The organism is Pedobacter chitinilyticus, assembly GCF_003313385.1.
GTDB lineage: Bacteria > Bacteroidota > Bacteroidia > Sphingobacteriales > Sphingobacteriaceae > Pedobacter > Pedobacter chitinilyticus.
This window is the reverse complement of record NZ_QMHN01000001.1, coordinates 579,273-604,823: the sequence shown is the minus strand read 5'-3', so window position 1 is coordinate 604,823 and position 25,551 is coordinate 579,273. Positions and strand designations below refer to the sequence as shown.

Below are 25,551 nucleotides of genomic sequence, written 5' to 3'. Positions count from 1 at the left end.
CAGTATCACTATTCTTGTCATCCAGAGCGCACCTGTCCCGACACTTCGGGAGCGAAGGATCTTTCAATACCGTTAATGGAGATTTACTTCGTAGCTGCTCCGCGGTCTTCACTGCGTTCAGAATGACAAGCAGGGCTTATATAGAGAACACTTAACAGTGACAAGTACTAAAATAAATCCTGATCGCTAGATCTATCCTAACGTAGAGATGACGACAAAGTCAGTGAATCGGAACAGGTACTTCTTAAAAAGGAAAAGTTAAATGTTGCCATTGAACCTCTCCCTATCCCTCTCCTTGGAAATGAGAGGGGACAGCTAGTGCTTAATGATGGTTACTGCTAAACTTTAAGGCTTGGTACAAACTTTACCAAGCCACCTCTCTCCCTTTAAGGGAGAGACACCGCACAGCGGAGAGAGGGTCTAATTCAATAAAACGTTTCTCTATCCCTTCCGATGAATCGGAACAGGTTACCCCTGCAAAAGAGAGCGCACTGGAACTGCTAATCGTTAATGTATTGCCAAAAAAATTGAACTTTAATAATTAACCATTGGTTCAGGAGCTGCTTGCGCTTTTTCTGATGGTTTATGTTTCCAACGGCGATGGCTCCACAACCAATATGCAGGTTCTTCTTTAATGAAATCTTCTAAAAACCTGGTATGTGTTTCGGTAATCTCAAATGCTGCAGTTTCTTTCGGATTAAGGCAAATAGGCACACAATCTACTTCATAATAACCACGTTTCACGTAACTTGTTTTCAAATAAAAAATGGGTCTATTGGTTTTCATGGCTATTTTCTCTACCCCCATTTGTATGGCAGCGGGCTGATTTAACAGCAGGGTCCAGTATTTCATATCATCTTTGGATGGCGACTGATCGCTACCGAAGGTAAACATGGTTGGGCGGTCTTTGGTAGATTGGATGGTTCTGATGGTTTGACGCATAGCAACCATATGGTTACCAAACCTGCTTCTCATCTTTAAAAACCAGTTATCAAAAAACTCATTGCTCAATGGTTTGTAAATCGGATAATGCTCGCCCGAGAAAGCCATGCCAATGCCCATACATACCCACTCGTAATTACCATAGTGAGACGAACAGAACAACACACTTTCATTATTCTTAAGGTAAGCTTCTACCAAATCGGTATTCTTAAACTTCACACGTTTTTGTAATTCCTTGGCCGAAATGCTGTTCATCTTTACCACTTCTACAATTAAACAGGTTAAATACCTGAAGAATGTCTTCTCAATCTTAATGATTTCGGCTAGTGATTTTTCTGGAAATGAGTTCGTCAGGTTTTCTCTCACTACCTTTTTACGATAGCCAAAAACATGATAAACCAATAAATAAAAAAAATCGGCGATAAGGTATAAGAAACTTAAAGGCATTTTCGACAAAAGCCTTAAACTAAAAACTCCAAAACGGGAGAACGCAGTTGGTGACATTTAAGAAGTGAATTTTGACAAAGGTAATGGAATACTGTTAAATAACCTTTATGAAATGACGATGTGATCACTACAAATTACAGTACCATTACACTAGCAAAACGAATAGCTTGCAAACAATTGGTCCTGCTTCTGCGTTATACGCCAAACCATTAATCTTTACGCCTTGGCTATTCAAACATCAACCCGCCCCCGTGGCAAATTTGGCCTACCCAAGATTTTATTGATCTTGGTACTTGCGGCAGTGCTTATTGCACAGGCTTATTCGGGCTATCAACTGCATCATCTTTCGCAAAAACAACAGGTATTAAAAAAGGATTATGCCGAGATGAACAACATCAACCTTGGGCTATTTTCCATTTCTCAATGGCAGGACAAAATACAAACGATTATTGTACGGCAAACCAGAAACTTACAGCTTACTCCTGCACAAAAAAAAGCCCTTCAAAAAGAAATAGAGGGCGTAATTATAGCCTTAATTGATAAGGCAGAAAACTTGGTAACCAAACCTAAAAAGAAATCACTTCGTGGTAAAATTGCCAAATTTGCGGTAAAGAATTTTATTGACGTAGATACGCTGAAAAAGAAAGTACCAGGCATTGCACATACTATTATTGGTAAAATAGACAACCCCAAAGCTAAACGCCAGCTGAGTGCTATGGCATTAGAAAAATTGGACGAGTTGGACGAGATCGAATCTATAGATAGTACGCTAACGGTAAATGCTAAAAAAGTACATAAAACCTACCAACAGTATGGTGTTACCAATTCAGCAGCGTTTAACCAAAAAATTAAGGGCGAGCTTAAAAGCATTAATCGTGCTACGTATAATTATTGTGCAGCCATGTTGGTTGGCATTGTGCTGTTTTTAGTGGCCTGGGGAATTTTCCGCAAACAAAAAGGCTTATATGCTACGCTGTTCATCCTTTCGTTGGTAATGGCTTTTATTTTACTGGCGGTGGGGCTAACGGCTGCCATGATTGAGGTAGATGCCCGTATTGGCGCCATTGATTTTACGTTGCTGGGACAAGACATCACGTTCAGAGATCAAGTGCTCTTCTTTCAATCTAAAAGTATTTTGGATGTGGTAACGATACTCATCAGCGGTTCTGCCATCGATTCTATTTTGGTGGGTGTCCTGATTTTGATCTTCAGCATTCTATTTCCGGTGATGAAATTGAGTTCCACTGGTATTCATCTACTGGGAAGAAAAAAATTGGCCGAAAACAAGTTCATCAAATACTTTGCCTTCCAATCAGGTAAATGGAGTATGGCCGATGTGATTGTGATTGCTATTTTGATGGCCTACATTGGATTAAATGGTTTGTTGGAAGCGCAACTTGCTAGGCTAAACATTCCTGTACAGTCACTTACCATTATTTCTACCCATAATACCGCTTTGCAACCTGGCTACCTCATTTTTATTGCCTTTGTGCTTTTTGGATTGGTACTTTCTACCATTTTAAAATCCATTAGCCCACATAATAGCGATAGTACTTCAAATGAAAAACATTGATCAACAGCTGTTAACCTTATATACCATAGCAATTACAAAACCTTGAAAACTGCAACTCAAACCTCAAAAGTTAAAAAACCACTCTTAAGTCAACTGCTATTGATTTTAGGGCTAAGTTTTTTATTGGCAGCTGAAAGTTATTTTGGCTACCAACTCTATACACTATCTGCCCAACAGGAAAGACTTAAAGAAGACTATGCTATTGCCAACAACATCACTTTTGGGGTATTTTCGCTTGATTTGTGGCGAGATAAACTTTCGAATATTGTTAAAAGTAAGATTAAAGGTTTTAAGGTAAGCGACGAACAGAAGAGAGAATTACGTGAGGAAATTGAGAAACAGCTACACGGTATGATTGATGAAGTAGTAGCACAATTTGACAAACCACAAAAAAGTTTAGGCGACAAGCTGAAGAAATTTGCCTTTAAGCAATTAGTAGAACCAAAGGAACTTCACGCCCAAGTTCCCTCCTTTGCCCGTACCATTGTTAACCGTATTAATGCACCCAGAGCCATTAAAAAATTGAAAGGCATTGCTACTACTGAATTTAACGAGCTTGCGGACCAAATTTATGACAGTACAGCTACGGCACAAAGTAAAATGACGAATTACTTGTTTAAAAAGTATCAAGTAAATAGTATTTCTGGGTTCAACAATCATTTGGAAAAAAAATTGGAAAGCATTAGAAAGGTGACCTATAGTTATGCATATGCCATGCTAGGTTGTATGGCGGTAGCATTATGCGTTTGGTTGCCTTTGCGGAAAAAATTGCATTTGCATACGCCTCTTTTTGTCATGTCGCTGTTGCTTGCGTTAGTACTGCTCATTGTAGGCAGTACGGTTTCTATCATTGAGGTAGATGCTCGGTTAAGCAGTTTGGAACTTCATTTGATGGGCGAAAAACTGGCCTTTACCAATCAAGTGCTATTTTTCCAGTCGAAAAGTATTTTAGGTACTGCACAGGTTTTAATTCAACAACCCAAACCTGATTCAATTACCGTTGGTGTCCTCATTATTCTTTTTGTGATACTGCTTCCTATTTTAAGGATGACCGCAAGAGGAATCCATATGCTTTGCTCTCCTCTTATCTCCGAAAACAAGGTTACCAAATACTTAGCTTTCGAGTCTGCCAAATGGGACATGGCCGATGTAATGGTAGTGGGTATTTTAATGACCTATATTGGATTGAACGGCATCTTGCAAAGCCAATTATCTGATTTGAATATTAAGAGCGAAACTTTGGTAACCAATACGGTAAATTACACTTCGTTGCAGCCTGGATTTATCATTTTTGCGGGCTATGTAGCCTGTACCATTATACTTTCTTATCTAATGAAGAATGTGGCTTACCCGCCAAAAGAAGAGCTTAAATAAGTTTTTTACTTTGCCATGGCGAATCAATTTGGATTCGTTGTTATATTTGTGGCGAGAGCGTTAATTTAGATGGCGGGGATGTTCGAAAGGGCATCTCCGTTTTTTTGTTTAATAGAAACCCTCTCTGCCCTGCGGGCATCTCTCCCTTTGAGGGAGAGAAAAGTGCGTGGCAAAAGCAGTAGCAGGAATCTATCGGCACCACAGTACAAACTAGCACAAACGGTCCTCTCTCCTTTTTAAGGAGAGAGTTAGAGAGAGGTTTTTAGCTCTTTGCAACTCCATACATAAACACGTCATTACCCCTCGCAGACGGGAATCTTAAAGCACCATAAAACCTAATCATATTTTACCATGCCCAATCAAATTGGGCATGACGGCAAGAATAATCCCATCTCTGCCTTTAGCATCTTCCCCTAAAAGGGTGAGAGAAGACTTAGGACAGAAGTATTCAACCTATTGACAGCATTTTAAGACTTACGAAGTTTTTGAAACTTCATAAGTCTGCAGCAGCAACGAACATATTCTCGATGTTGTGCAAACAAGCATCTTAAAGTATCCACAGCTCTTTTATCATTTCATGATAAAATGCTAGACAGATATGCTAAGTTCTTGAAACATTCTTTTAGCTAAACAAGCAATATTTGTTATGCTAACCAATTTAGGAACAGATATGAATGTTAAGAACCTAGGTGCTGCCTTCAGTTGCAGTGCCATTTGCCGTGCCTTTGCATGTAGCCTACCCCCACCTTTTTTCACTTCACTATTCCGCCATCTTTTTGTACCCGCTCAAAATTATAGTAGCCATTCACTTCAACCAACTTAAAGGAACCATGAGAAAATCAAAGCTATCCCTTGCCTCCTTTTTGCTATGCTTATTCTTTTTCTCTTTTGCCAATCAGGCAAATGCACAGCAAAAACTAAAAGGCTATGTCCTAGACGAAAACACCCTTAAACCTATAGAAGGGGCCAATGTAAAATCCAGCATCAACAATGTCATTACCGATCGGTTTGGCAAATTCCTGGTAACTATCGCCCCAACTGATCGATCGGTTGACATCTCCTATGTAGGTTATGCCTTACAAAAAGTAAACTTTAGCAATGTGCAAGACAGCTTACTTATTTATTTAAAAAGTACCAGCAACACTATGGACGAAATTGTAGTGGTGGGTTATGGTACTACCAAAAAAAGCGACATTACGGGTGCCGTTAGCAAAATTACCGCCAAGGATTTTAATAAAGGGGCTAATACTTCGGCCGACCAATTGATTGCGGGTAAGGTATCTGGCGTACAGGTGATCCAAAACAGTGGCGAACCTGGCGGTGGGATCTCCGTAAATGTTCGGGGAATGGGTTCTATCAACGCAGGTAATTCCCCTTTATATGTCATCGACGGTTTTCCAATAGATAACGGATCTACCGTAAGCGGAACTGGTGCCAATTTTACAGGAATGCGTACCGCGAGAAACCCACTTAATTCTATTAATCCCAATGATATCGAATCTATTGAAATCTTAAAGGATGCTTCTGCTACGGCCATTTACGGATCAAGAGGCGCCAATGGCGTGGTGCTCATTACCACCAAAGCTGGAAAGGCTGGCGCACTTAAAGTAGATTACGATGTGTATTTTGGGGTTCAAAATGTGATGCGTGATATTAATTTGCTAAATGCACAACAGTACCAAACGGTGATTAACGAACTCATCCAAGCAGGTGCAGGCACACCTAGCCAAACCGTAGGCAACTTTAATGGCGGCACCAACTGGCTGGGAAACATGTATCATAAAAATGCATCAATACAAAACCACAATCTTTCTTTTTCTGGTGGCGATGAGTTTAACAAATTTTATGCTTCCTTAAACTATTCGGACCAGGACGGGATCTTGATCAATTCGGCTAACAAAAGATATACTGCCCGATTAAACTTGGAGCATAACAAAGGCAATTTCAAAACAGGTTTTAACCTTACCACTTCATTTGTGAAAGATAATTATGTAGCTAACGGAATGGATTTAAATGAAAGAGCGGGAATTATTTATGCTGCCATTGCTTATGATCCTACCCTTCCCATTTATACCAGTACTGGTGCTTATACGCTGTCGCCAGATATGAATATTGATAATCCCTTAGCCATTGCTAATGGAAAAACCTCTATCTCCAACTTATACCGCACCTTAGGTACCGCTTATGGTGAACTTACTTTTTTAAAGGATTTTAAGGCTAAACTAAATATTGGTGCCGATATCTCTAACCAAAGAAGAGATACTTATGTAGACCGTCAAACCATTGAAGGCAGGGCCAACGGTGGTATTGCCAGTATTTTAACTGGAACGGACAATAGTTTTCTTTCGGAGTTTACGGTGAATTATAAAAAGAAATGGAGCATACATGACATCAGCGCTGTAGCTGGGGTTACCGCACAACAGTTTAGCGATAGAGATCAAAGCTCACAAGGCAGCGGCTTTTCATCAGATGCAACCCGCACTGATAACATGGGGCTTGGCGATCCGACCAAGTACATTGTTACCAGTGGCCGTCAGGCTAATAGCCTACTGTCTTATTTGGGCAGGGTCAACTATAACCTTTTGGACAAATACTTGTTAACGGCTTCGTTAAGGGTTGATGGTTCATCGAGATTTGGTGATAACAATAAGTTTGGTTTGTTCCCTTCCTTTGCCCTTGGCTGGAAAATGGAAGAGGAACGGTTCATTAAAGATTTAAACCTATTTACTACCCTTAAGCTGCGTGCCAGTTGGGGCCGTACGGGTAACCAAGAAATTGGCAATTACCAGTCTATGTCTACCTTAGGTGCAGGGTGGAAAGCGGTAATTGGCAATGGCCAAGTTACTACTACTACCCCAAGCCGTATTGCCAATCCTGATCTTAAATGGGAAACTTCCGAGCAATTGAACTTTGGCTTAGATTATTCTCTGGTAAAAGGCCGAATTTCAGGCAGTATCGACTGGTTTGTGAAAGACACCAAAGATATGTTGTTGAACCTGCCTATTTCAAGATCAACAGGTTTTGCTACGCGTATGACCAATATCGGTAAAGTACGTAACTCGGGCATCGAAGTATTGGTTAACACCAAAAACTTTATTGGAAAGTTTAATTGGGAAACAACCTTTAACTTTTCTTACCTCACCAACAAGGTGGTTGATTTGGGAGGCTTGAACAATATCTTCAGCGGCGGGGCTGGCGCCAGTACCAATGTCAGTATTTTAAGGGTAGGCCAACCCATGTATTCGTTCTTCGGCTATCAAATTGATGGCATTTGGCAAACAGGAGACAATTTTGCGGTAACTACCGATAATGTAAAGCCTGGCGACATTAGATACAGAGATGTAGACGGCAATAAATTGGTCAATGCAGAAGATCGAGTAATTATTGGTAACTCTTTTCCAAAATATAACAGTTCCATTACCAATAACTTTACCTATAAAAACTTCAATCTTAACATCTTTATAGATGGTGTTTTTGGGGTAGATATGTTGAACAATAACTTGGTAGATACTTATTTCCCAGCCAACTTGAAAAGAAACAGGTTAGCAGAGCCATTGTTAAACCGCTGGACACCAAGTAACCCTTCTACCGTTTACCCTTCGTTTGTAAATACAGCCACACAAGGCACTAAACAGGTAAATACTTATACGGTAGAAGACGCCAGCTACATCAGGTTAAATACCGTACGCTTGGGCTACAGCTTCAATCTTAAAAACTTTGCCTACATCAAAGGCATTAATGTTTACGTGGCAGGACAGAACTTGGCCATGATTACGGATTACAGTGGCTACGACCCATCCATTAGCCCAAGTGGCGGCGGTGCAAGAATAGACTGGAACGCCTATCCTACTGCACGAACCTTTTTATTTGGCCTTAATTTAAACTTATAATCCATGAGAACGATATATCAATCCCTAATTTTAACCTGCTGCATTTGCATGCTTTCTCTCACTTCTTGTAAGGACTTTTTAAAGGAAGAGGTGTTTTCGCAATTGGCACCAGAAAATTACTTGAGAACTAAGGAAGGACTTACTTCGTTATTGTACGAGGCTTATGCCAAAGCGGCGAACATGAATAGTAATAACTCTATTTATGTTTTGGGACCGCAGGAATTTCCAACAGATATTCTTAACCAAAGTGGCGATAGTGTAGAACCTACCATTAAGAACTACCGTGATTTTAACTGGGATCCCACCATGGATTTCTTGATACAAAATTGGGATCCTCCCTACCAATGTATTAGGGATGCCAACATGGTGCTGGAAAATATCCCTGAGTCGGCATTGACTGACGCAGAAAAGAAATTATATACAGCAGAAGCCCGTTTTTTGAGAGCTATTTCCTATTATAAATTGTATTTCTTCTTCGGACCAGTGCCGTTAAGAACATCCACTACTCAATCGGTTAATTTGGCTAAAGCCGAAGAAAACACGCTTAAAAACTTTATTGAAACAGAGCTTAAGGAGGCTACTACCGATTTGCCTATGCCTACCAATGTACAAGAACGTTATAGAGCGCATAAAGCGGCTGCAATGGGTTATTTGATTAAGTTTTACCTGAATACTAAAAAATGGAACGATGTTATTGTTTTATCACAAACGTTTTTGAGCACCTTTAACTATACCTTATTTGGGGAGTATATGGATATGTTTAAGGTAGAAAACGAAAATAATAGCGAATACATTTGGGTGCGACCTGCCATTGCTTCTACGGATAGGGCTACGGCCAACAGCTGGAGCAACGTATCTTTTCCTGATAACTTTAAATCATCACCAGAAACAGGGATTGTCTTTAAATCTACTTGGCTAAACTGGCCCAACGAGTTTAGGATTTACGATGCTTTCTACAATTCTTTTGAAGCAGGTGATAAACGTAAAAAACTGTTCATGACGGTTTACATTAATAATGCTAACCAAACGGTTTCGTTGTTGGGTAATGATAACATCAGATCGGTGAAGTATTGGCCAGACCAAAACAATGCTGGTGCTGCTCACGGTAATGATATTCCCGAAATTAGGTTAGCCGATATTTATTTGAGCAGAGCTGAAGCATTGAATGAAGTGAATGGTCCCACACAAGATGCCTTGGATAACATCAATTATGTGAGACGTAGGGCTAATATTTTAGATTTAAAACTGGTAGACATCACTTCTAAAGATCAACTGAGAGATTTGATCCTTGCCGAACGTGGGCATGAGTTTTACAATGAAGGTCATCGCAGGATAGACATGATTAGGATGGGCAAGTTTATCTCCAATGCTATTGCTAGGGGTAAAAATGCCAGGAACATTCATTTGGTATTTCCTATTCCGCAAGTGGTAGTGGATTCTGATCCTCTGCTTAAAAATACAGATTATTAAAATAAAGGTGGGCAAATGCCCACCTTTTTGATTGGTATCAACTTTACACCAAGATTTTTTTCCCTTTCTGCCAATCAACTTTTCTATTTCCCTTTTAAAAACTGTAGGATGATTTTATTGAGTTGATCAGGTTGTTCAAAAGGCACATAATGCGTTGCGTTAGGAATGATCTGCAACTGAGATTTCTTAATCTGATCAGCAATTAACTGTGTATGTTCGGGCTTAATGACATCGTCACTTCCTGCAATCACTAGTACTGGATTTTCAATATTTTGTAATTGCTGTGGCGCAATATGTGGATGGTCCAACATCAAACGAATTAAACGATGGTTCCTTGGAAGACTATCGGTAGAAAGCTGCTTCTTAAAAGTCGTCAATAAACTTTCTTTAACGCCTCTTGGATCAAGGTTTGCTCCTATGGTAACTATTTTATTGACCATTTCTGGATGAGCCAAGTTAAACGTAAGTGCGGTATTTCCACCATCGCTCCATCCAACAATATTCACTTTCTGAAGTCCTAGCGCTTGGGTAATTTTATAAAGATCTGCTGCAAAAACATTGTAACTATAGGCTCCAGACGATAGATCGGTACTTCTGCCCTGTCCACGTGTATCTATAGCAATCACTTTGAAATGTTTGGCAAAGAATGGAATCTGGCGGTAGAAGTCTTCGATACTACCGTTATTACCATGCAGTAAAAACAACGGTTCTCCTTCTCCGTATTCTTCCGTATATATTTTGGCATCTCCCAAGTCAATGTACTTCCCTTTTTTGTTTTTGCCATAACCACTTTTTGCCGCAGCTTCTTTATTGCGGTAGTAATTAGCAAGCATTTTTAGTTCTGGGGTTTCTGCTGTCTTAGCCTCCACGGTGGGTTTTACCTTTTGACGGTCGTTGTTGTATTTCAACTCGAGGCTAGCGATAAAGGTTCCAGCATTGCTTTCCCAGTTGCCTTGGCTTTGGTAACGGAACAGCAGGTCTTTTGACAGCGTTTTCTTTGCAGAAACGCCAAATACAAAAGCATTGTTGCTATCAGAACTATGATTAACCAATTGTAGGGTGACCGCAATTTTAGCTAAACCATCAAAACTAAGCTGATATGGTGCAAGGTCAATATGCTGCCATCCGGTAGTGGTGGCAACATAGGTTATATTTTTATGAAGTACACTGCTATCTGGCAGGTCATTTTTTACGGTATAGATGTTCAACTTTAAGGTTATTGATGCAAACCTAGAACTTGGCATAATGTAAAAATTGTACGCCTTTAGTAAGGTTTGATCATAGATGTTGTAGATATTTCCTTGCTCAATGCTGGGGATATTCTGATCAAACATCTTAGAAAACGTAATCATAGGTCTTGACTGTTGCCCTACTGTCTTTTCTTTTAATTTAGTGCCTTTAACCACCACTTCGTTAATAGAAAACACTTTTTCTTTAAGTTCTACCATCGCCCCTGTTTTCAGTTCCTTTTGCGGAATTTGTCTATCGAAAAAGCCAATAGCACTAAAGATAACGTTGCTTGAAGCCAGGCTATCTGGAACTACTAATTTGAAAGTTCCGTTTTCATTGGCAACGGTGGCTACCCTACTATTTTTGATCCCTATGGAACAGTATGGAATTGGGTTCTGTTGAGGGTCTTTTACCGTCCCCTCGAAGGTACGTTGAGCATTAGCGTTAAATAGGAAAGCTAAAAATGTGACTGTTAAAAGAAGTCGAGCGATGAGGTTACTTTTTTTCATATATCATCGAGACGACCTTATGTTGAAAAGGGTTGCACAGATAGTGAAATAATAAAACTCATTTGGAAAAAAGATCATTCTACTTTAAAGGATCGAGGGTAGACTTGTAATTGTTTCAATAAATGATATTTTTATCATTTATAACGAGTTATCTAAATCAAAAATGAAAAAATCTATTTTAACATTCTTAGCAGTTCTTCCTTTCTATGCGTATTCGCAGGCTGCTTCATACCCTTCTTTGGGACCTGGTCTATTTCTTATTGTCTTTTTTCTACTTCTTGTCTTTGCTAGCTTTATGGTTCTTAGGCAAGTAATCTTATGGTATTGGAAAGTTGACAAGGCTATTAAAAATCAAGACGAGCAAACCATCCCATTAAAAGCAATCTACAATTCTATAGAAAAAAATAATAGATTAACAAAAGCTCAAATAGAATTAGTAATTGGTACAGGCGAACAAGAAAAATCAAATTAGTTATGAGCGATAAACGTCCTAATTGTGATAAAAAATATAAAGGGCTCATGTCCCAAAATCGAAAATTGAAGCAAGAGTTTGTCGATAGGATAAATAATATATCTCTAAATCCAAAAGATAGCTTTTGTTCTAATAGTGATTGTATTATAAGTGTTGCCGTTTGGGGAGATAATGGTGTTTTTCTCAATCAACCTACATCTTAACGATAAAAACTCCAGCATGAAAAGCGCTGGAGTTTTTTATGTATTACGTTATGCTGGTCAGAAAACCATAAAAGTTATCAGAAAGCGAACAGGGTTCCCTTATAAAATCCTAGCTGAACAAAACCTTACTGCTTTACTACTTTTCTTGTAATGCTTTCGCTCAGTCCTGCCAATCTAAAGACATAGATTCCTTTTGGATAATCGCTCAAATCAACAAAAGCTTCTGTAACATCTGATTTCAAACCATATGTCCTTAACACCTTGCCAGTCGAATTACTCACCACAATAGTATTGTATATTCCTTTATCGAAAGATAGCTTTACCTTACCTAAAGTTGGATTGGGATAGGCATCTGCAATAGTGGTATTGAAATCGAATGCCACTATTTTCACCCCTAATTCTTTTGTCTTGCCGTCACCGTCTACCTGAACCAGTTTATAGTAATTATTACCATTTAATGGCATCCTATCTACATAGCTATATTTTTTTACGGTAGCTGAATTTCCAGCTCCAGCTATTCTAGTTAGTTCCGCAAAAACCTTATCATCACCGCTTCGGTAAATCACAAAACTCTTGTTGTTCTGCTCGCTTTCGGTTCTCCATTCCAACAAGGCATAATTACCATTTATTTGAGCGGTATAACTAGCCAAGGTTACGGGTAAAGTAGCGGGCGTAATTTTACGAATTGTGTTAGGTGAAAATTCCGATATGTATATTTGATTGTTAGCATCAACAGCAATTCCAAAAGGTTCGGTAAAAAGTGCATCTTCCAAAGTTCCATTTGTATCGCCCGCTATCCCTTCGGAACCAGCATAGTGACTTAAAACGCCAGCAGATGTGATTTTAACTATTCGATGGCCATAAGTATCGGCTACAAACACATTGTTATTAGCATCAACAGCTATTCCAGAAGGATACGACAGCCCATCAAAAGAAGTACTTATTGTTCCAGCAGAAGTAAATTTGTAAACCTTACTATCTTGTCCACTTAAAACGTATACATTTCCATTACCATCAACTGCTACGGCAACTGGAAAGTCTACTTGAGTTGTAAATACACTTGATACTCCCGCTTGGGTTATTTTACGTACAGTATTGGCATTTAAATCAGCAACATATAAATTATAGTTACCGTCAACAGCCACACCCACAGGCCCGTCCATAGTTCCTGGCGCCAGCTCACTTACTACATTTTCTGGTGTAACTTTAAAAACCGTATGTTGGTTAAAATGATTAGTTGATACATAAACATTATTACTGGCGTCAACAGCTACTCCATTAGGAAGCATATAACCACCAACAGGGCTGGCCAGTACAGTTTGTACGCCAGTAGGGGTATATTTCACCACTCGGTTACCATTCTCATCGGCTACGTAAATATTTCCAGCAGCATCTGTAGCCACACCTGCAGGTTTATTTAAGCCGCTACTAATAAAGGTACTAACTGTTTGCGCCTTTACAATGATTGGTGTTATACCAGCGCAAAATGAGAGGAATAAAAAAGATAAAAGTTTTTTCATGTTTTTGAAGTTTCAATTTATAATTTAAGTTTGAGGTCCTGATGACCAATATGTTTACAACTATTTGTTTACACTAACTGAACTATAATATTCATTAAAAGGCTTTTGCCAGCTCCAGAAAGCCCAGTAAATTGAATAACTCTTTTCATTCTATTGATCAATTCTTTGGGGTATTACGGTAATTCCACCCTTACCTTTACTTTCTTCAGCTGCTTCCATAAATGCTAAAATGGCAAGTGTTTCAGCTGCGCTAACAGGTGGTATTTTTGTATTAAAAAATTTGATAATCTCTACCAATAAAGGTTGATATCCTAAGTAAGGACCTAGTTGAAATGTTCCATTTTCGGTAAAACAAGTACCTCCAAAATCTGCTTTTCCTGTTCTTGTTCCCCTAAAAGTTCCTATACGTCCATCCTTCCATTTACCTACTACTATATCTGTTTCATCAGTGTAAACTCGGCTAACCGACATACAATCCGTACCCATTACGGCAAACAAAGTTTCTATACCATGTATTCCGTACCAAAACAAATCGGGATGAGTAGGCTCTATGATCGCTGGACTAAAAGTATCTGCTCCCAGAACCTTTCCATATTTGCCTGATCGGATAGCTACTACATTTTCCATGAAACGAAGTGAGGAAGCTGAGAAAACTGGAACGTTATGCTGTTTTGCTGCTTCAAAAATGGCTTTTCCATCTTTGAAGGATGCCGCTAGCGGTTTATCTATAAACAAAGGTTTGCCTGCTTTAATTACTTCTAATGCTTGTGATAAATGCAGGCGTCCATCGTTAGTTTCCAACAATACCACATCTACTTCGCTTAATAGTTGCGCGATACTATCGGATATTTTCACACCAAATTGTTGAATTTCTATAACCTGCTTAGGTATGCGTTCTTTACTGATTGCCAAATCCTTACTTCCATAAGGATAAGCGGCTACTACCCGATAGCCATCTAACGACAGATCTGGATTCTCGGCATTCAACAGCTTGGTGAAAGCCAAACTATGACTAGTATCTAAACCAATAATCCCTACACGTTTTTGAGCAGATTGATGGCCAAAAGAAAACCTTGGCAATGCAACAGTTGCGCCTGCCAAGGTTATAGTATGTATAAAATTTCTCCGATTGATCTTCAAAATATTACGGCCTTTTTATACAGACCGTCTTACTCCGATAATCTCCCACAAAAACTTTTAATTTTATTTCTGAAAACTGCTGAAGTGCTTTGGTGTACGTTTTACTTTGTAAGGTAGGTTCACTACCATCGGTAGTGTATTTAATAGTTAAACCTGGAAATTGCACATTGGCTTTGAGTTTCCCGTTTGTTACTACTGCTCCCACTGGTGGCACACGAAACTTAAAACCTCCCGCATAATAACAAAGTCGAGATAGTTCTCGTTGCCCTAAAAGGTTAGCAAATTGGTTCCAGTCTTTAAAATAGTGCGACTTGGATTTAACGCTGTCGGTTTCTTTTGACCAAGCTGGCTCTGCTGCCCAAGCCCGCTCTGCATATCCTAACAGTTTGGGTAGTAACATATACTCCATTGCTTCGGCTCCGCTAATTTTCTCAGACCAAAGTTGGCTCTGTATCCCTACAACATGTTTTTTACCTTTAGCTGTTAATCTTTCTTTATCCTTAAAAATAGCAGTGTTTAAAACGTTTCCACTAGCATCTTCAGTTGCCGTTTTGTAATAATCAAATGGCGAAAAATAAAAGGCTTTGTCTGTATCTACGTAACCGCCCCAATAAAGCCCTGGCTCATTAGCGTTTTGATTGTAAGCTAGATCAAAATAGTAATTGGTTACTGCCGAAAGCACAACGTTGTAACCTGCATTGGCCAATCGATAAGAAAGATCTTCGTTACCACCGCCCCAAACGTTATTCCATACATAAACCTGAAAATTCTCATTCACAAAATCTGGATTGGCTATGTAAGTTGATTTTCCATCAGCTGTATTCACTTTTCGCATTGCGATTTCTTCCCAACCTGCCATCTGCAAGTTCTTAGCCTTTAATAACTGATTTACCTTACCAATATAATAGTACCAAAGATCGTCATAAGCTGCAATTTTTTGTTGCTGCATCAATTGGGCAATAGCAGGCGATCTTTCCCAAACCCCCTTTGGTACTTCATCGCCCCCTAAATGCACGGTTTTTAACGGAACACCAGCCAAACGGTACATTTCCGAAATTTCGTCTATCACCTTCCCGATAAAATTATAAGTTGATGGCAAAGCAATATTCATTACATTATCGTTATAGCCTTGTACAGATTTGTAAATCGATTGGTCTAGGGTATCACGTAGCAAATATTGAGTAGCTGCTGCAGTTTCACCTTGTTTCATTAGCCTGCGATATCTATGATCCATTGCCTTGATTGCAGCTCTTGCGTGACCTGGAGTTTCTAGTTCGGGAATTACGGTAATATGGTGCTGCTTGGCGTACTTCAAAATCTCTACAAAATCTTGCTGGCTATAAAAACCACTTCCTGGGGCTTTAGTAACATTTGGTCCAGAACCATAGGCAGGTTTTAGATATTCGGCATCATTTAAGGTGTGGCCTCTTGTTCCTCCTACTTGGGTAAGTTCTGGCAGATCTTTAATTTCCAGTCGCCAGCCTTCATCATCATTTAGATGGAAATGGAAGGTGTTGATTTTATAAAATGCCAAGAGATCCAGCAATTTTAAGATTTCAGCCTTGCTTTGAAAATTTCTAGCCACATCTAACATGAATGACCTATAACCAAACCTTGGCGCATCTTTAACTTCTACGGCCTGGATGCTGATTTGCTGCTGTTTTTTTGCCCAAGCTGTTGGCGAAATCAGCATTTTTAGTGACTGCAGTCCGTAAAAGATACCCGAAGTAGAAGTAGCGGAAATGATTACCTTGTCTTTTGTAACCGATAACTGGTAATTTTCATCTGGTAAACCTTGAACCAACTTTAGTTGAATGTAGTTGGAGGATGCTCCTTTTGCTATTCCTAATGTTTTGCCCAGCAGCACATTTAGCTCTTGGTTAAATAGTGCTGCTTCTTGAGCAAAAACGGAATCAAAAACTAATTTTGTTGACCTAGTTAAGGTAAATGTACCTGCATTTTCCTGATAGCTTACTGGGGTTGGCAATATTTTAACCAGTTGGTTAGCTGGTAAAGCCGATACATTTTTGTTCTTAACAAATGCTGTTGCGGCCTGCTCCATGAGCGCCTGCTCGTGCTTTTTACCTAAATTGATTTTTAAATTTGTAACGTTAACAATGGTTTGAGCATTGTTTTTTGCTACCCAATATAATCCGCTTGGCGCATCGGTAAGGTTCATTGATTTACCTTTGGCTACGTAGTTTACAGTAAAGTTTTGCCCAGCGGCAATTGCAGATTTGCCTTTGATAAAGCTTAATTGTCTAAACTCGCCTCCATGTGCTTTGGCAGTAGCATTTTCGGTGGTAATTGATACTATTTCTCTTGGGTACGAAAAGTACAAATCCCAATCTTGCAAGTTTACAGTAACTTTAGTATTGTTCTTAAAAACGAAGGATGCGGTAAATTGCCCTTTTTGTGGATAATCATTTTGATGCAACTGCCAATCGACACTAATTTTATTGATTAGTTCCGTTTGCTGGGCTTTTGCAAAAAAGGTTGCCGTTGTTGCTAACAGCATTAAAAATAAACTCTTCATGCTAGATGTTTTTACGGTGTGTAAGACCAAAGCTCGGTTCCGCGTTTAAAGTAAATTTTACCAGTTGGATCCATGGTCATCAATCCAGCATTGTCCGCTAAAAATGCTACTTCTTTGGTTAATGGATCTAACTTAAAAAGCTTTCCGTTATCAGTTCCATAAATTACACCAGAAGGATGTATAGCTAAAAACGCGCTGCGCCAAATGTGGCTTCCAAAAGGAGGATAGTCATACAGTTTTTGTACAGAAAGTACTTTTTGTTGCACCACATCTAAGATGAACAATTGACCATCTGCAATGCCCCAAATATTTCCATCGGGACCATTAATGAGACAAGTAATGGCAGCAGCACCAGCAACAGGCACCAGCTTAGTTATTGGCTGGTTAGTTTTGAGATCCCAAAGCATTAGCTCTGCTTCTTTGCGTTCTGGCTTTATACCCAAACCACCAGAGATAGATCCGCCCAATATCAAAATATCGTCTTTGCTGGCTAAACTTGCCACTGATTGTTTTGCTAACACCTCACCAAAAGAGGTATGTTTGTTATTAGCTTCGTTGTACATAGCTAATACTCCGCCCAACTTGCCATATTCTGGAACGGTACCAAAATAAACCTTTTGCCATTTCGGCAATGCATGTACAGCAAATGAACGACTTTGGTCTTTCTCTTCGAAAATTAGTTCTGGGTTGTTTTTGCCAATATTCCAAGGTTGCGAAACATCATAAGCGTAAAATCTTCCTTTTGGATATATACCGAAATAGATTTTACTACCCATAAAGGTCATTCCTTCAGTTTGATCCAAGCCTAAATATTTAGTATTTTTGCCAGTTGCTGGGTCAAACGTAGCATGACCACCTGCCAAGTAACCGCCAGTCCATACTTTTTTATCAGGACCATACATGATAGCATTAATTGGTATCGGCTGCGCTGGAATTTTTAATGCACTGCTTTGTGTTTTTTTGGTTAAGGTATGGTAACGTAGTAAATTTCCTTTGACATTTAACACGTAAATATTGCCTGCATTGTCATTATAAAATGCTGTAGCCGCAGCAATATCTGTTGCCAACGTAGCTCCCGTATTGAAATTTTTATTTGCATCAACACGTTTTAAATTACCTTTTGAAGTGTAATACACTAAGCCTTGCTTATGGTCTACTCCCACGGCCTTCATGTCCATATCTGCAACTTCCTGCTCTACTTTTTGTGTTTTAAGGTTGTACACCAAGGTAGTTTGTCCAGCGGTTAGCAAGGCCAATAACCTGTCCTCTCCATCTTTACCTTTCACAAGTTCTAACCCGTAAACAAATTCTCTGTCTTGATATTTAGCTGGCAGTATTTCCCTTTTCTCTTTGGTAGTTAAATTAATAGCAATTAGATGCGCATGAGAACCCACTCCAGCATACAAAAAATTACGTTTAGCGTCGAAAGCGAGGCTACGGACATAATTTTCGCCAGCGACCAAAGGGCCATTGGCTAAATCTGTAAATCCATCTTTTGGATGGTACCTAAACACCCTACACCCTGGGTAAGTAGCACCAAAAACTTCGCCATTTTTACCAGCAGTTAAATTCCACAAGTATGTTTCGTTAGGTAAAGCATTGCCTAAATCGGTAATATTTTTTGTACCTGGTTTGTGGCTAAATAGCTTTCCTCCAGCTCCTGGAATATACAATAGCCCGTCGGTAGCTTGTGCTAAATCCCACACGCCATCGGTTTTAGGCAAAGGCAAATCCAATATTAAAGCTTTGGTTTTTACATTAAAAGCTAGTAAATGAGCAGGCTCGCCACGTACAACTGTGTACAGCAATAAATTCCCTTTGGCATCTTTCAAAAAAATACTGCCCTGTATCATGGTCGCTGTTAGCTGTGGTCCATGGTTTACAAATTTATCCTGCTGTGCGGTGGCCGTCTTCAAAAACGCAAAAGCGAATAGCAGGCAAAACAATTTTAATAACTTCATTTTAAAGTCCTCCTTGCTTTGCTAAAAAATCAGCCACAAAAGCATCATCATTTAAGTGAGGATAATCTTGATGTACGCGCTCAATTTCTTCTAATTGTCCAACAGAAAGCTGTTCGTTAGGATTTAAACACCAAATACCGTTCAACAAACCTTGCTTACGCAGCATCTCGTGAATACCAGGGATACAACCGTGGAAATGGTTAGCGGGATCAAACAAGGCGGCATTCACATCCGTAATTTCTACCCCTCGACTCATCAAGTTATCAAATTGACTAGCTGTTGGTTTTTTGCGGTAAGCTTTAATCTCTTCCATCAAGGTCACTGCCTTTTGTGTCCAAACTGCCCAATGCCCTAACAAACCTCCTACAAAACCTTTTTCTACTTGCTTCCCATCTACCGTAAAACGATAAGGAGTCAATAAATCGGCAACAATATTATCATCGTTGCCAGTGTAAAGTGCAATTTCATCTCGTCTGCTGCTGTTACAAACCGCTCTTACTACATCTAAAGTTTGGTAGCGGTTAAAAGAAGCGCATTTAATGGCCATTACGTTTTCTATTTCGGCAAATTGTAGCCAAAAATTGTAGCTAAAGATGCGTCCGCCTACTGATGGCTGTAAATAAAAACCAAATACTGGAATTACCTTCGCCACTTCCCTTACCCTATCTAAAATTTGTGCTTCGGTCCAAGTTTGTAAACCGCCCATGCTCAACAAACCCATATCGTACCCTAAACTAGCTGCTATTTTTGCTTCGCTCAAAGCTTGGGCTGTTGGCCCGCATATACCGGCTATTTTTAAAAACGGACGTTGTAAGTTAGCTTTTGCTACCTCTTCTACTGCCCAAGACAATACCGTGGTAAACAAATTCACTTCTGGATCACGAATTTCGAATTGGGTAGAATGAACAGCAACTGCCATGCCTCCAGCGCCACTTTCTATATAATACCTAGTAAGTTGACGCTGCATTTTTTCGTCTATGTTTCTATCGGCGTTTAAAGCCAATGGGTGAGCAGGAATTACCGTACCCAGTTGCAAATGCTGATATAATTCGTTATTTAACTTCATTAGAATTTCCCTCCTCTTTCTTGAAAGTGTGTTGCTTTGCCAAACTCATCGCCACCGTTGCTTAACCAAGTAGCGGTAATGTCTATAATTTCCCTAATTCCCACTTTCGGATAACCAAAAATGCGATGACATTCTGAAGCATTGTTTAGTAAAGCCGTGCCAACAGGTTCATTTATAAATTTTGGTTCGATATTGAAAATAGCTTCAAACTGTTTGGCGATCCAACGGATGGATAGAATTTCTGGCCCTGTTACGTTTAATATCTTCGCAGGAGCCGTGCAATGTAACAACGAACGGATGGCAATTTCATTAGCATCGCCCTGCCAAATCACGTTCACATTTTCGGTGCTTAAATCTATTTCCTTTCCAGCCAAAATTGCTTTAGCAATTTCCATCACTACGCCGTACCTAAAGTCTACCGCATAGTTTAGTCTGTAAATTAAAGTTGGCGTTTGATTTTTATGAGCGAAATATTCGAATATGCGTTCTCTTCCCAAGCAGGACTGCGCATACTCGCCAATAGGCTCAGGTGTGGTTTCTTCAGACACGCCACCAGAGGTAACTGGTACAAAAGGCAACACATTGCCCGAAGAAAACACCACAATATTTGAATTTTTGTACTTTTCGGCAACCCTACCTGGTAAGTAAGCGTTCATTGCCCAAGTAAAATTTTCTTTTCCAGTAGTGCCAAATTTGTTACCTGCCAAATAGATTACGTTGGACGCATCGGGCAGAGCAAATAATTCTTGATCGTTCAATAAATCACAAGCAATAACTTCTATCCCTATCGCTAAAAGTTCTTCTTTTGCTTGCTGGTTAGAGAAACGAGATACACCAATTACGCGGTTAGACATTCCTGCTTCTCGCAGGGCATCTACCAGCAATTTGCCCATACTAGGCCCCATTTTACCACCAATACCAAGCAAAATGATATCGCCGTCAATTTTTTTTACATCTGCTATAAGAGCTTCCGAAGGACGTGTATATCTTTCTTCAAGCGCCTTTAAATCTTCCATATCTGTGTGTTATATTTTACGGTTTTATTGAATAAACATGTTGTAGAAATTCCATGCGGCAAGTGCTAACAGTAGCAATAAACCTATGGCTCCTATAACTTTTATGTAAGGGCTATTTTTACGAGCGCCCATAATTTTCTCGTCGTTGGCAATTTGGTACATGGCATAACCGATAAAAGGCACCAAGAAAATGGTTACGCTTTGGGCGAAAATGATGAGTTCCAGAGGAAGCTTTCCAAAAATTAGAGAAATGCTAGCCCCGCACACCATCACTAATGCAATAAAAAACCTTACCATCTTGGCACTCAACTGACTGCCGTAGCCGAAGGCATCTCCAAGTAAACTACCTCCTACAGTAGCATTACCTACCAAAGAAGAAAATGAAGCACCAAACAGGCCCACCAGAAATAAGTCGGCCGCATATTCGCCAAACAAAGGTTGCAAGGCTTTCGACATTTCTGAGGCACTGTTTACTTTGATACCTTGCGGATGCAACACAGCTGCTGCACAAATAATAACTACCGCACTCATAAAACCCAAAATCAGGATGCCAGTAGTGCTTTTATTGGTCACCTCGGCACCTAATTTTTTACGTTCCTGCATTAAATACGATTGATAAAAAGCCCCTACAATGGAAAAACAAGAAGCCACAAAAGCAATTAATAACACAGCAGCGTTTGGGTTATAATTGGGTACAAAACCTTGTGCAATGCCAGAAATAGACGGCTTTGCTAAAAAAAGTGTAGTTACAAATGCAATAAGCATCACGGCTACTAAGGCTATCATCAGTCGCTCTAAAACTTTGTAAAAACTTCTGAAAAACAGTAAAGCCAAGCCTAGCACGTTAAACAATACCACCCACATCCAAACAGGTGTTCCGCTAGCTTCGGCAATGGCAATGCCCACACCAATAGAATTACCTGCCTGAAAAGAGGTAGTTACCAAAAACACCCCTAAACCTATAGCTATAGCTGCACCTTTACCCCACTTTAGTCTAATTTGTGTGAGCAAACTTTCGTTGCTACTAAGCCCAATACGAGCGCCCATATTGGTAAATGCCAACATAAAAAATATGGCAACTACTACAATCCACAACATAGAGTAGCCAAAATCGGCACCTAATCGTGAAGTAATGGTCATTTTACTTGGACCAAAAACCAAAGCGGCTGTAATGATGCCAGGTCCTAATCCTTTTAATAAGGATATTATTTTATTTGAATTTGCCATGTAATCTACTGTTTTTTGATTTGTGAAGGTGTAATAGTACTGGCTTTGTTTCCCCAGTTTTGGCGAATGTAGGTAAGCACAGCAGCGGCTTCTTCATTGCTTAAAAAGTTAAAGGCTGGCATGGCCGCACCAGCTTGCTCTTTAGCAATACCATTTAATAAAATTGGGATTAACATTTCTGGACTAGCCTTTACCTTTGCCGACCCTGCCAGGGCTGGAAATGTACCTACTACGCCAGTTCCATCTTCTTTATGGCAAGAAGCGCAGTATTGCTGGTATAGCGTTTTACCTGAAACAAGATCTATGCTTTCCATTTTTTTTGCGCTTAGTACCTTATGTGTAGCTTTATCAGCCTTGCTTATTTTTAAAATTTTGTCGTCTCCAGGTAGTGGAAAACCTGGTGAAGGATTCCAATCTTGGTTACTGGTTGCTAGGTAAACCGCACCATCTTTATCAGTACAGACATCACGTAACCGGCCATAATGTTTTTCGAAAAAAATTTCTTCTCCTTTTGTGCTTCTACCGTCGTCACTTAACTTAATTACCCTTAAACTTTTACCCTTTAAAGTGGTTAATAGTAAACTATTTGCCCATTCGGGTATTCCTTTACCGTTATGATACGCAATTCCAGCTGGAGCAATTACGGGTGTCCACGATTTGATGGGTGGCGTAGTTTGATGCTTAAGTGCAAATGCTTCTTCTGCAGGCAAATCTTCCTTACCTTCTATGGCTGGCCAACCGTAGTTTTTACCTTTTTGTATGAGATTAATTTCGTCTTCAATGGCATCGCCATGTTCGGAAGTATAGAGTAGACCTTTTTCAGAAAAAGTAAGCCCTTGCATATTTCTAAAGCCTGACGCCCAAACGTAACTGTTTGGTGATGGATTATCGGAAGGAACAGAACCATCGATATTGATACGTAGAATTTTGCCATTTAGGCTTTTAGCATCTTGCGCTTTTTCGCCAAAGTAAGCATCGCCTGTGGCCCAATACAATTTTTGGTCTGGACCAATAGCTAAGCGAGAGCCATTGTGTGCTGTATAGCCGCCTACTTCTAAGAGCACTTTTGGGTTCTTTAGCGTGTCGGCAGTAATTTCATAGCGCACCAAACGATTAATGATTAGCAAACTGTCTTTCTTAACCGTATAATTCACAAACAAGTAAGGGTTTTCCTTTATTTTTGGATGTACTACCATGCCTAATAAGCCCGCAGTACGTTTGCGCCAAACTTCCGCTATTTTAAACAACTGCTTTTTTTTACCAGTTGCTAAATCTATCCTAGAAACGGCACCACCTTGCTCGGCAATAAATAACGAATGATCATCGGCGTAGCAAATATCCCAAGGCACATCCAAATCTTTGTCCAATACCTCTACCTTTAGTAGATTTTTTTCCAACTGCACATTATCAATAGTTTGTAATTGCAGTTTGCTCTGGTTACAAGCTGTAAAACAAAGTGCTGTCAGTAATCCGTATATCAGCTTTGCGTAATTCTTCATGCTTATTTAGCTTGCTTTTTTAGTTTAATGGGTTTCATCATATCTGACGTCATGCGATCTGGTAGCTGATAAACATTTCCTTTTTGATCAGAGAAATACAGATGTGATACCGAACGTTTTCTACCATGGCCATCGGCCCAAAATGCAAAAAAGTCTGGGTGTACGTTTACTGGCTTTCTGGCATACGAATGGTTGTAATTACTATTTGCTGTCAGTGCCTTAGCTCTCCAATTTTTACCTTGGTCGCTGCTTCTCCACATGACCATTTCGCCCCCTGTATTAAAAGCTTGAGGCCCAGCGGTAGTGGGTCCAACAATGGTCCAATTTCCTTTTTCATCCACCATCAAAGACCCCATATCATAGTTGTTATCAGAAGTGGTTATGGGTAATATTTCCCATTCCGTGCCTGTAAACCTTGCCGTATTCCAAGTATAAGGGGCATTTTCTGGGCCAGCTTGGTAGCCCTTGCTTGTGATAAATAAGATGATAGGATTACCTTGACTATCATACGCAACATCGTTAATGTAAACGTTAAGGCCAAGCGAATGATAATCTTTAACCAATGCCTCATTTTTAATTTGAGTTAGGGGTAGCTGTATTTTTTTACCATTTACGTTCTCCCAGGTTTTACCAAAATCTTTGGTTTGGATATAGTATAAATTGGTACGATAGTTCAGTCCGTTTTCACCCTCTTTTACTGGATGGAAGTTAAACGAAGTTCCCACTGTGTTTCTAAAACTACCGCTGGTTTGGTAATGGCCCTCTTCGATTGTAGCCAAATCCTTCCAATCGCTATAATTTACACCATCGGTGCTAGTCATGTAACTTATGGTTCTACGTGGTTTGCTAGGTTGATTTGGTATTACGTTTCTATCGTAATGGGTAAACAAATTGATAAAGCCGTTTCCGTTTTGATACCAACTTTGCAGGTAAGAAAAATTGTTCATGGGCACCACTTTGCCGTTCACGATTTTTGTGGCCTGAATCTGCTCAAACTTACTGATGTCGTAGGGCTTTACACTTTTATGTACATAAGATGGGCCGTTGGTTCCATGAGCTGTAGAAAACAACCAAATGTAACCCTCAGCATCAATATTCATCACTGGGTTATCATGTGCATTGTCGGTCTTTTTATCGATCACGATGGTTGGCTTGGGCACCATTCTGGTTTGATGGTCGAAATAAGAAACCATGTGCAACAACGTCTTACCTACGTTATCTGTTCCTCCATAGCAAAAAAAAGTTTTGTTCACTGCTTTTACGTATACAGAAAACGGATAGTGATTGGCTGGATATGTACCTAAACCGCCACTGTACTTAAAAACATATTCATCGTTTGATGGCTGGTTACTGTACCAAATGCCCCTGTAGCCAGTATCTTTTTGATTAAGCGTTTGTACTTGTGCCCATGAAAATTGAAAGCAAGCCATAGCCATTAAGCAAGACAGAAATAATCTTCTCATAAAATTTTGGAAT

Annotated in this window: 17 protein-coding genes; 6 read left to right on the top strand and 11 right to left on the bottom strand. The window is 39.6% G+C overall.

Annotated elements, in window-relative coordinates; translation table 11 throughout:
- Nucleotides 1–534: 534 nt before the first annotated feature.
- A complete protein-coding gene (locus tag DUT70_RS02520) occupies nt 535–1,446 on the bottom strand; it encodes a lysophospholipid acyltransferase family protein (RefSeq protein ID WP_113645722.1) in 912 nt (303 codons plus the stop codon).
- A gap of 166 nt (nt 1,447–1,612) precedes the next feature.
- On the opposite strand from DUT70_RS02520, the gene DUT70_RS02515 reads away from it, so the two are divergent.
- From DUT70_RS02515 to DUT70_RS02500, 4 genes are all read left to right on the top strand, one after another.
- On the top strand, nt 1,613–2,962 hold the full coding sequence (locus DUT70_RS02515) for a paraquat-inducible protein A (protein WP_240432003.1): 1,350 nt from the start codon (nt 1,613–1,615) through the stop codon (nt 2,960–2,962).
- Between the two features lie 42 nt (nt 2,963–3,004).
- Entirely contained in the window at nt 3,005–4,336 is a 1,332-nt protein-coding gene (locus DUT70_RS02510) for a paraquat-inducible protein A (protein ID WP_113645721.1), read from the top strand.
- Between the two features lie 830 nt (nt 4,337–5,166).
- Complete coding sequence (locus tag DUT70_RS02505; protein ID WP_113646537.1) at nt 5,167–8,226, top strand: SusC/RagA family TonB-linked outer membrane protein; 3,060 nt, start codon at nt 5,167–5,169, stop codon at nt 8,224–8,226.
- Nucleotides 8,227–8,229: 3 nt separating this feature from the next.
- The gene (locus DUT70_RS02500; RefSeq protein WP_113645720.1) at nt 8,230–9,696 is read left to right on the top strand and encodes a RagB/SusD family nutrient uptake outer membrane protein; all 1,467 of its coding nucleotides are present in this window, start codon (nt 8,230–8,232) and stop codon (nt 9,694–9,696) included.
- Between the two features lie 83 nt (nt 9,697–9,779).
- On the opposite strand, the gene DUT70_RS02495 is transcribed toward DUT70_RS02500, so the two are convergent.
- Nucleotides 9,780–11,435, bottom strand: a complete 1,656-nt coding sequence (locus DUT70_RS02495; protein WP_113645719.1) for an alpha/beta fold hydrolase — start codon at nt 11,433–11,435, stop codon at nt 9,780–9,782.
- A gap of 163 nt (nt 11,436–11,598) precedes the next feature.
- Between DUT70_RS02495 and DUT70_RS02490 the strand changes: the two genes are divergently transcribed.
- Together DUT70_RS02490 and DUT70_RS21085 are read left to right on the top strand one after the other, a co-directional pair.
- On the top strand, nt 11,599–11,907 hold the full coding sequence (locus tag DUT70_RS02490) for a hypothetical protein (protein WP_113645718.1): 309 nt from the start codon (nt 11,599–11,601) through the stop codon (nt 11,905–11,907).
- A gap of 2 nt (nt 11,908–11,909) precedes the next feature.
- The gene (locus DUT70_RS21085) at nt 11,910–12,110 is read left to right on the top strand and encodes a hypothetical protein (protein ID WP_128353277.1); all 201 of its coding nucleotides are present in this window, start codon (nt 11,910–11,912) and stop codon (nt 12,108–12,110) included.
- A 125-nt stretch (nt 12,111–12,235) separates the two neighbouring features.
- Here DUT70_RS21085 and DUT70_RS02480 read toward each other — a convergent pair whose 3' ends face one another.
- From DUT70_RS02480 to DUT70_RS02440, 9 genes are all read right to left on the bottom strand, one after another.
- Complete coding sequence (locus DUT70_RS02480) at nt 12,236–13,630, bottom strand: T9SS type A sorting domain-containing protein (protein WP_113645716.1); 1,395 nt, start codon at nt 13,628–13,630, stop codon at nt 12,236–12,238.
- 150 nt (nt 13,631–13,780) lie between these two features.
- A complete protein-coding gene (locus tag DUT70_RS02475; protein WP_240432002.1) occupies nt 13,781–14,731 on the bottom strand; it encodes a Gfo/Idh/MocA family protein in 951 nt (316 codons plus the stop codon).
- A gap of 43 nt (nt 14,732–14,774) precedes the next feature.
- Nucleotides 14,775–17,306, bottom strand: coding sequence for a family 20 glycosylhydrolase (locus DUT70_RS02470; protein ID WP_113645714.1), 2,532 nt, complete (start codon nt 17,304–17,306; stop codon nt 14,775–14,777).
- A gap of 11 nt (nt 17,307–17,317) precedes the next feature.
- A complete protein-coding gene (locus tag DUT70_RS02465; RefSeq protein ID WP_113645713.1) occupies nt 17,318–19,267 on the bottom strand; it encodes a ligand-binding sensor domain-containing protein in 1,950 nt (649 codons plus the stop codon).
- Nucleotide 19,268: 1 nt separating this feature from the next.
- Complete coding sequence (locus tag DUT70_RS02460; RefSeq protein ID WP_113645712.1) at nt 19,269–20,333, bottom strand: dihydrodipicolinate synthase family protein; 1,065 nt, start codon at nt 20,331–20,333, stop codon at nt 19,269–19,271.
- The gene (locus DUT70_RS02455) at nt 20,333–21,349 is read right to left on the bottom strand and encodes an NAD-dependent epimerase/dehydratase family protein (RefSeq protein WP_113645711.1); all 1,017 of its coding nucleotides are present in this window, start codon (nt 21,347–21,349) and stop codon (nt 20,333–20,335) included. The genes DUT70_RS02460 and DUT70_RS02455 overlap by 1 nt, the downstream gene beginning before the upstream one ends.
- A 24-nt stretch (nt 21,350–21,373) precedes the next feature.
- Nucleotides 21,374–22,576, bottom strand: coding sequence for an Nramp family divalent metal transporter (locus tag DUT70_RS02450; protein WP_113645710.1), 1,203 nt, complete (start codon nt 22,574–22,576; stop codon nt 21,374–21,376).
- Nucleotides 22,577–22,581: 5 nt separating this feature from the next.
- Nucleotides 22,582–24,075: a PQQ-dependent sugar dehydrogenase gene (locus DUT70_RS02445; protein WP_113645709.1), complete on the bottom strand. Its 1,494-nt coding sequence runs from the start codon at nt 24,073–24,075 to the stop codon at nt 22,582–22,584.
- 2 nt (nt 24,076–24,077) lie between these two features.
- On the bottom strand, nt 24,078–25,538 hold the full coding sequence (locus DUT70_RS02440) for a BNR-4 repeat-containing protein (RefSeq protein ID WP_113645708.1): 1,461 nt from the start codon (nt 25,536–25,538) through the stop codon (nt 24,078–24,080).
- Between the last annotated feature and the right edge of the window lie 13 nt (nt 25,539–25,551).

Bases quoted from the DNA above. Each gene is read 5' to 3' on its own strand.
- DUT70_RS02520 (WP_113645722.1), bottom strand. From the start codon at position 1,446: ATGTCACCAACTGCGTTCTCCCGTTTTGGAGTTTTTAGTTTAAGGCTT.
- DUT70_RS02505 (WP_113646537.1), top strand. From the start codon at position 5,167: ATGAGAAAATCAAAGCTATCCCTTGCCTCCTTTTTGCTATGCTTATTC.
- DUT70_RS02500 (WP_113645720.1), top strand. From the start codon at position 8,230: ATGAGAACGATATATCAATCCCTAATTTTAACCTGCTGCATTTGCATG.
- DUT70_RS02495 (WP_113645719.1), bottom strand. From the start codon at position 11,435: ATGAAAAAAAGTAACCTCATCGCTCGACTTCTTTTAACAGTCACATTT.
- DUT70_RS02490 (WP_113645718.1), top strand. From the start codon at position 11,599: ATGAAAAAATCTATTTTAACATTCTTAGCAGTTCTTCCTTTCTATGCG.
- DUT70_RS21085 (WP_128353277.1), top strand. From the start codon at position 11,910: ATGAGCGATAAACGTCCTAATTGTGATAAAAAATATAAAGGGCTCATG.
- DUT70_RS02480 (WP_113645716.1), bottom strand. From the start codon at position 13,630: ATGAAAAAACTTTTATCTTTTTTATTCCTCTCATTTTGCGCTGGTATA.
- DUT70_RS02470 (WP_113645714.1), bottom strand. From the start codon at position 17,306: ATGAAGAGTTTATTTTTAATGCTGTTAGCAACAACGGCAACCTTTTTT.
- DUT70_RS02465 (WP_113645713.1), bottom strand. From the start codon at position 19,267: ATGAAGTTATTAAAATTGTTTTGCCTGCTATTCGCTTTTGCGTTTTTG.
- DUT70_RS02460 (WP_113645712.1), bottom strand. From the start codon at position 20,333: ATGAAGTTAAATAACGAATTATATCAGCATTTGCAACTGGGTACGGTA.
- DUT70_RS02455 (WP_113645711.1), bottom strand. From the start codon at position 21,349: ATGGAAGATTTAAAGGCGCTTGAAGAAAGATATACACGTCCTTCGGAA.
- DUT70_RS02450 (WP_113645710.1), bottom strand. From the start codon at position 22,576: ATGGCAAATTCAAATAAAATAATATCCTTATTAAAAGGATTAGGACCT.
- DUT70_RS02445 (WP_113645709.1), bottom strand. From the start codon at position 24,075: ATGAAGAATTACGCAAAGCTGATATACGGATTACTGACAGCACTTTGT.
- DUT70_RS02440 (WP_113645708.1), bottom strand. From the start codon at position 25,538: ATGAGAAGATTATTTCTGTCTTGCTTAATGGCTATGGCTTGCTTTCAA.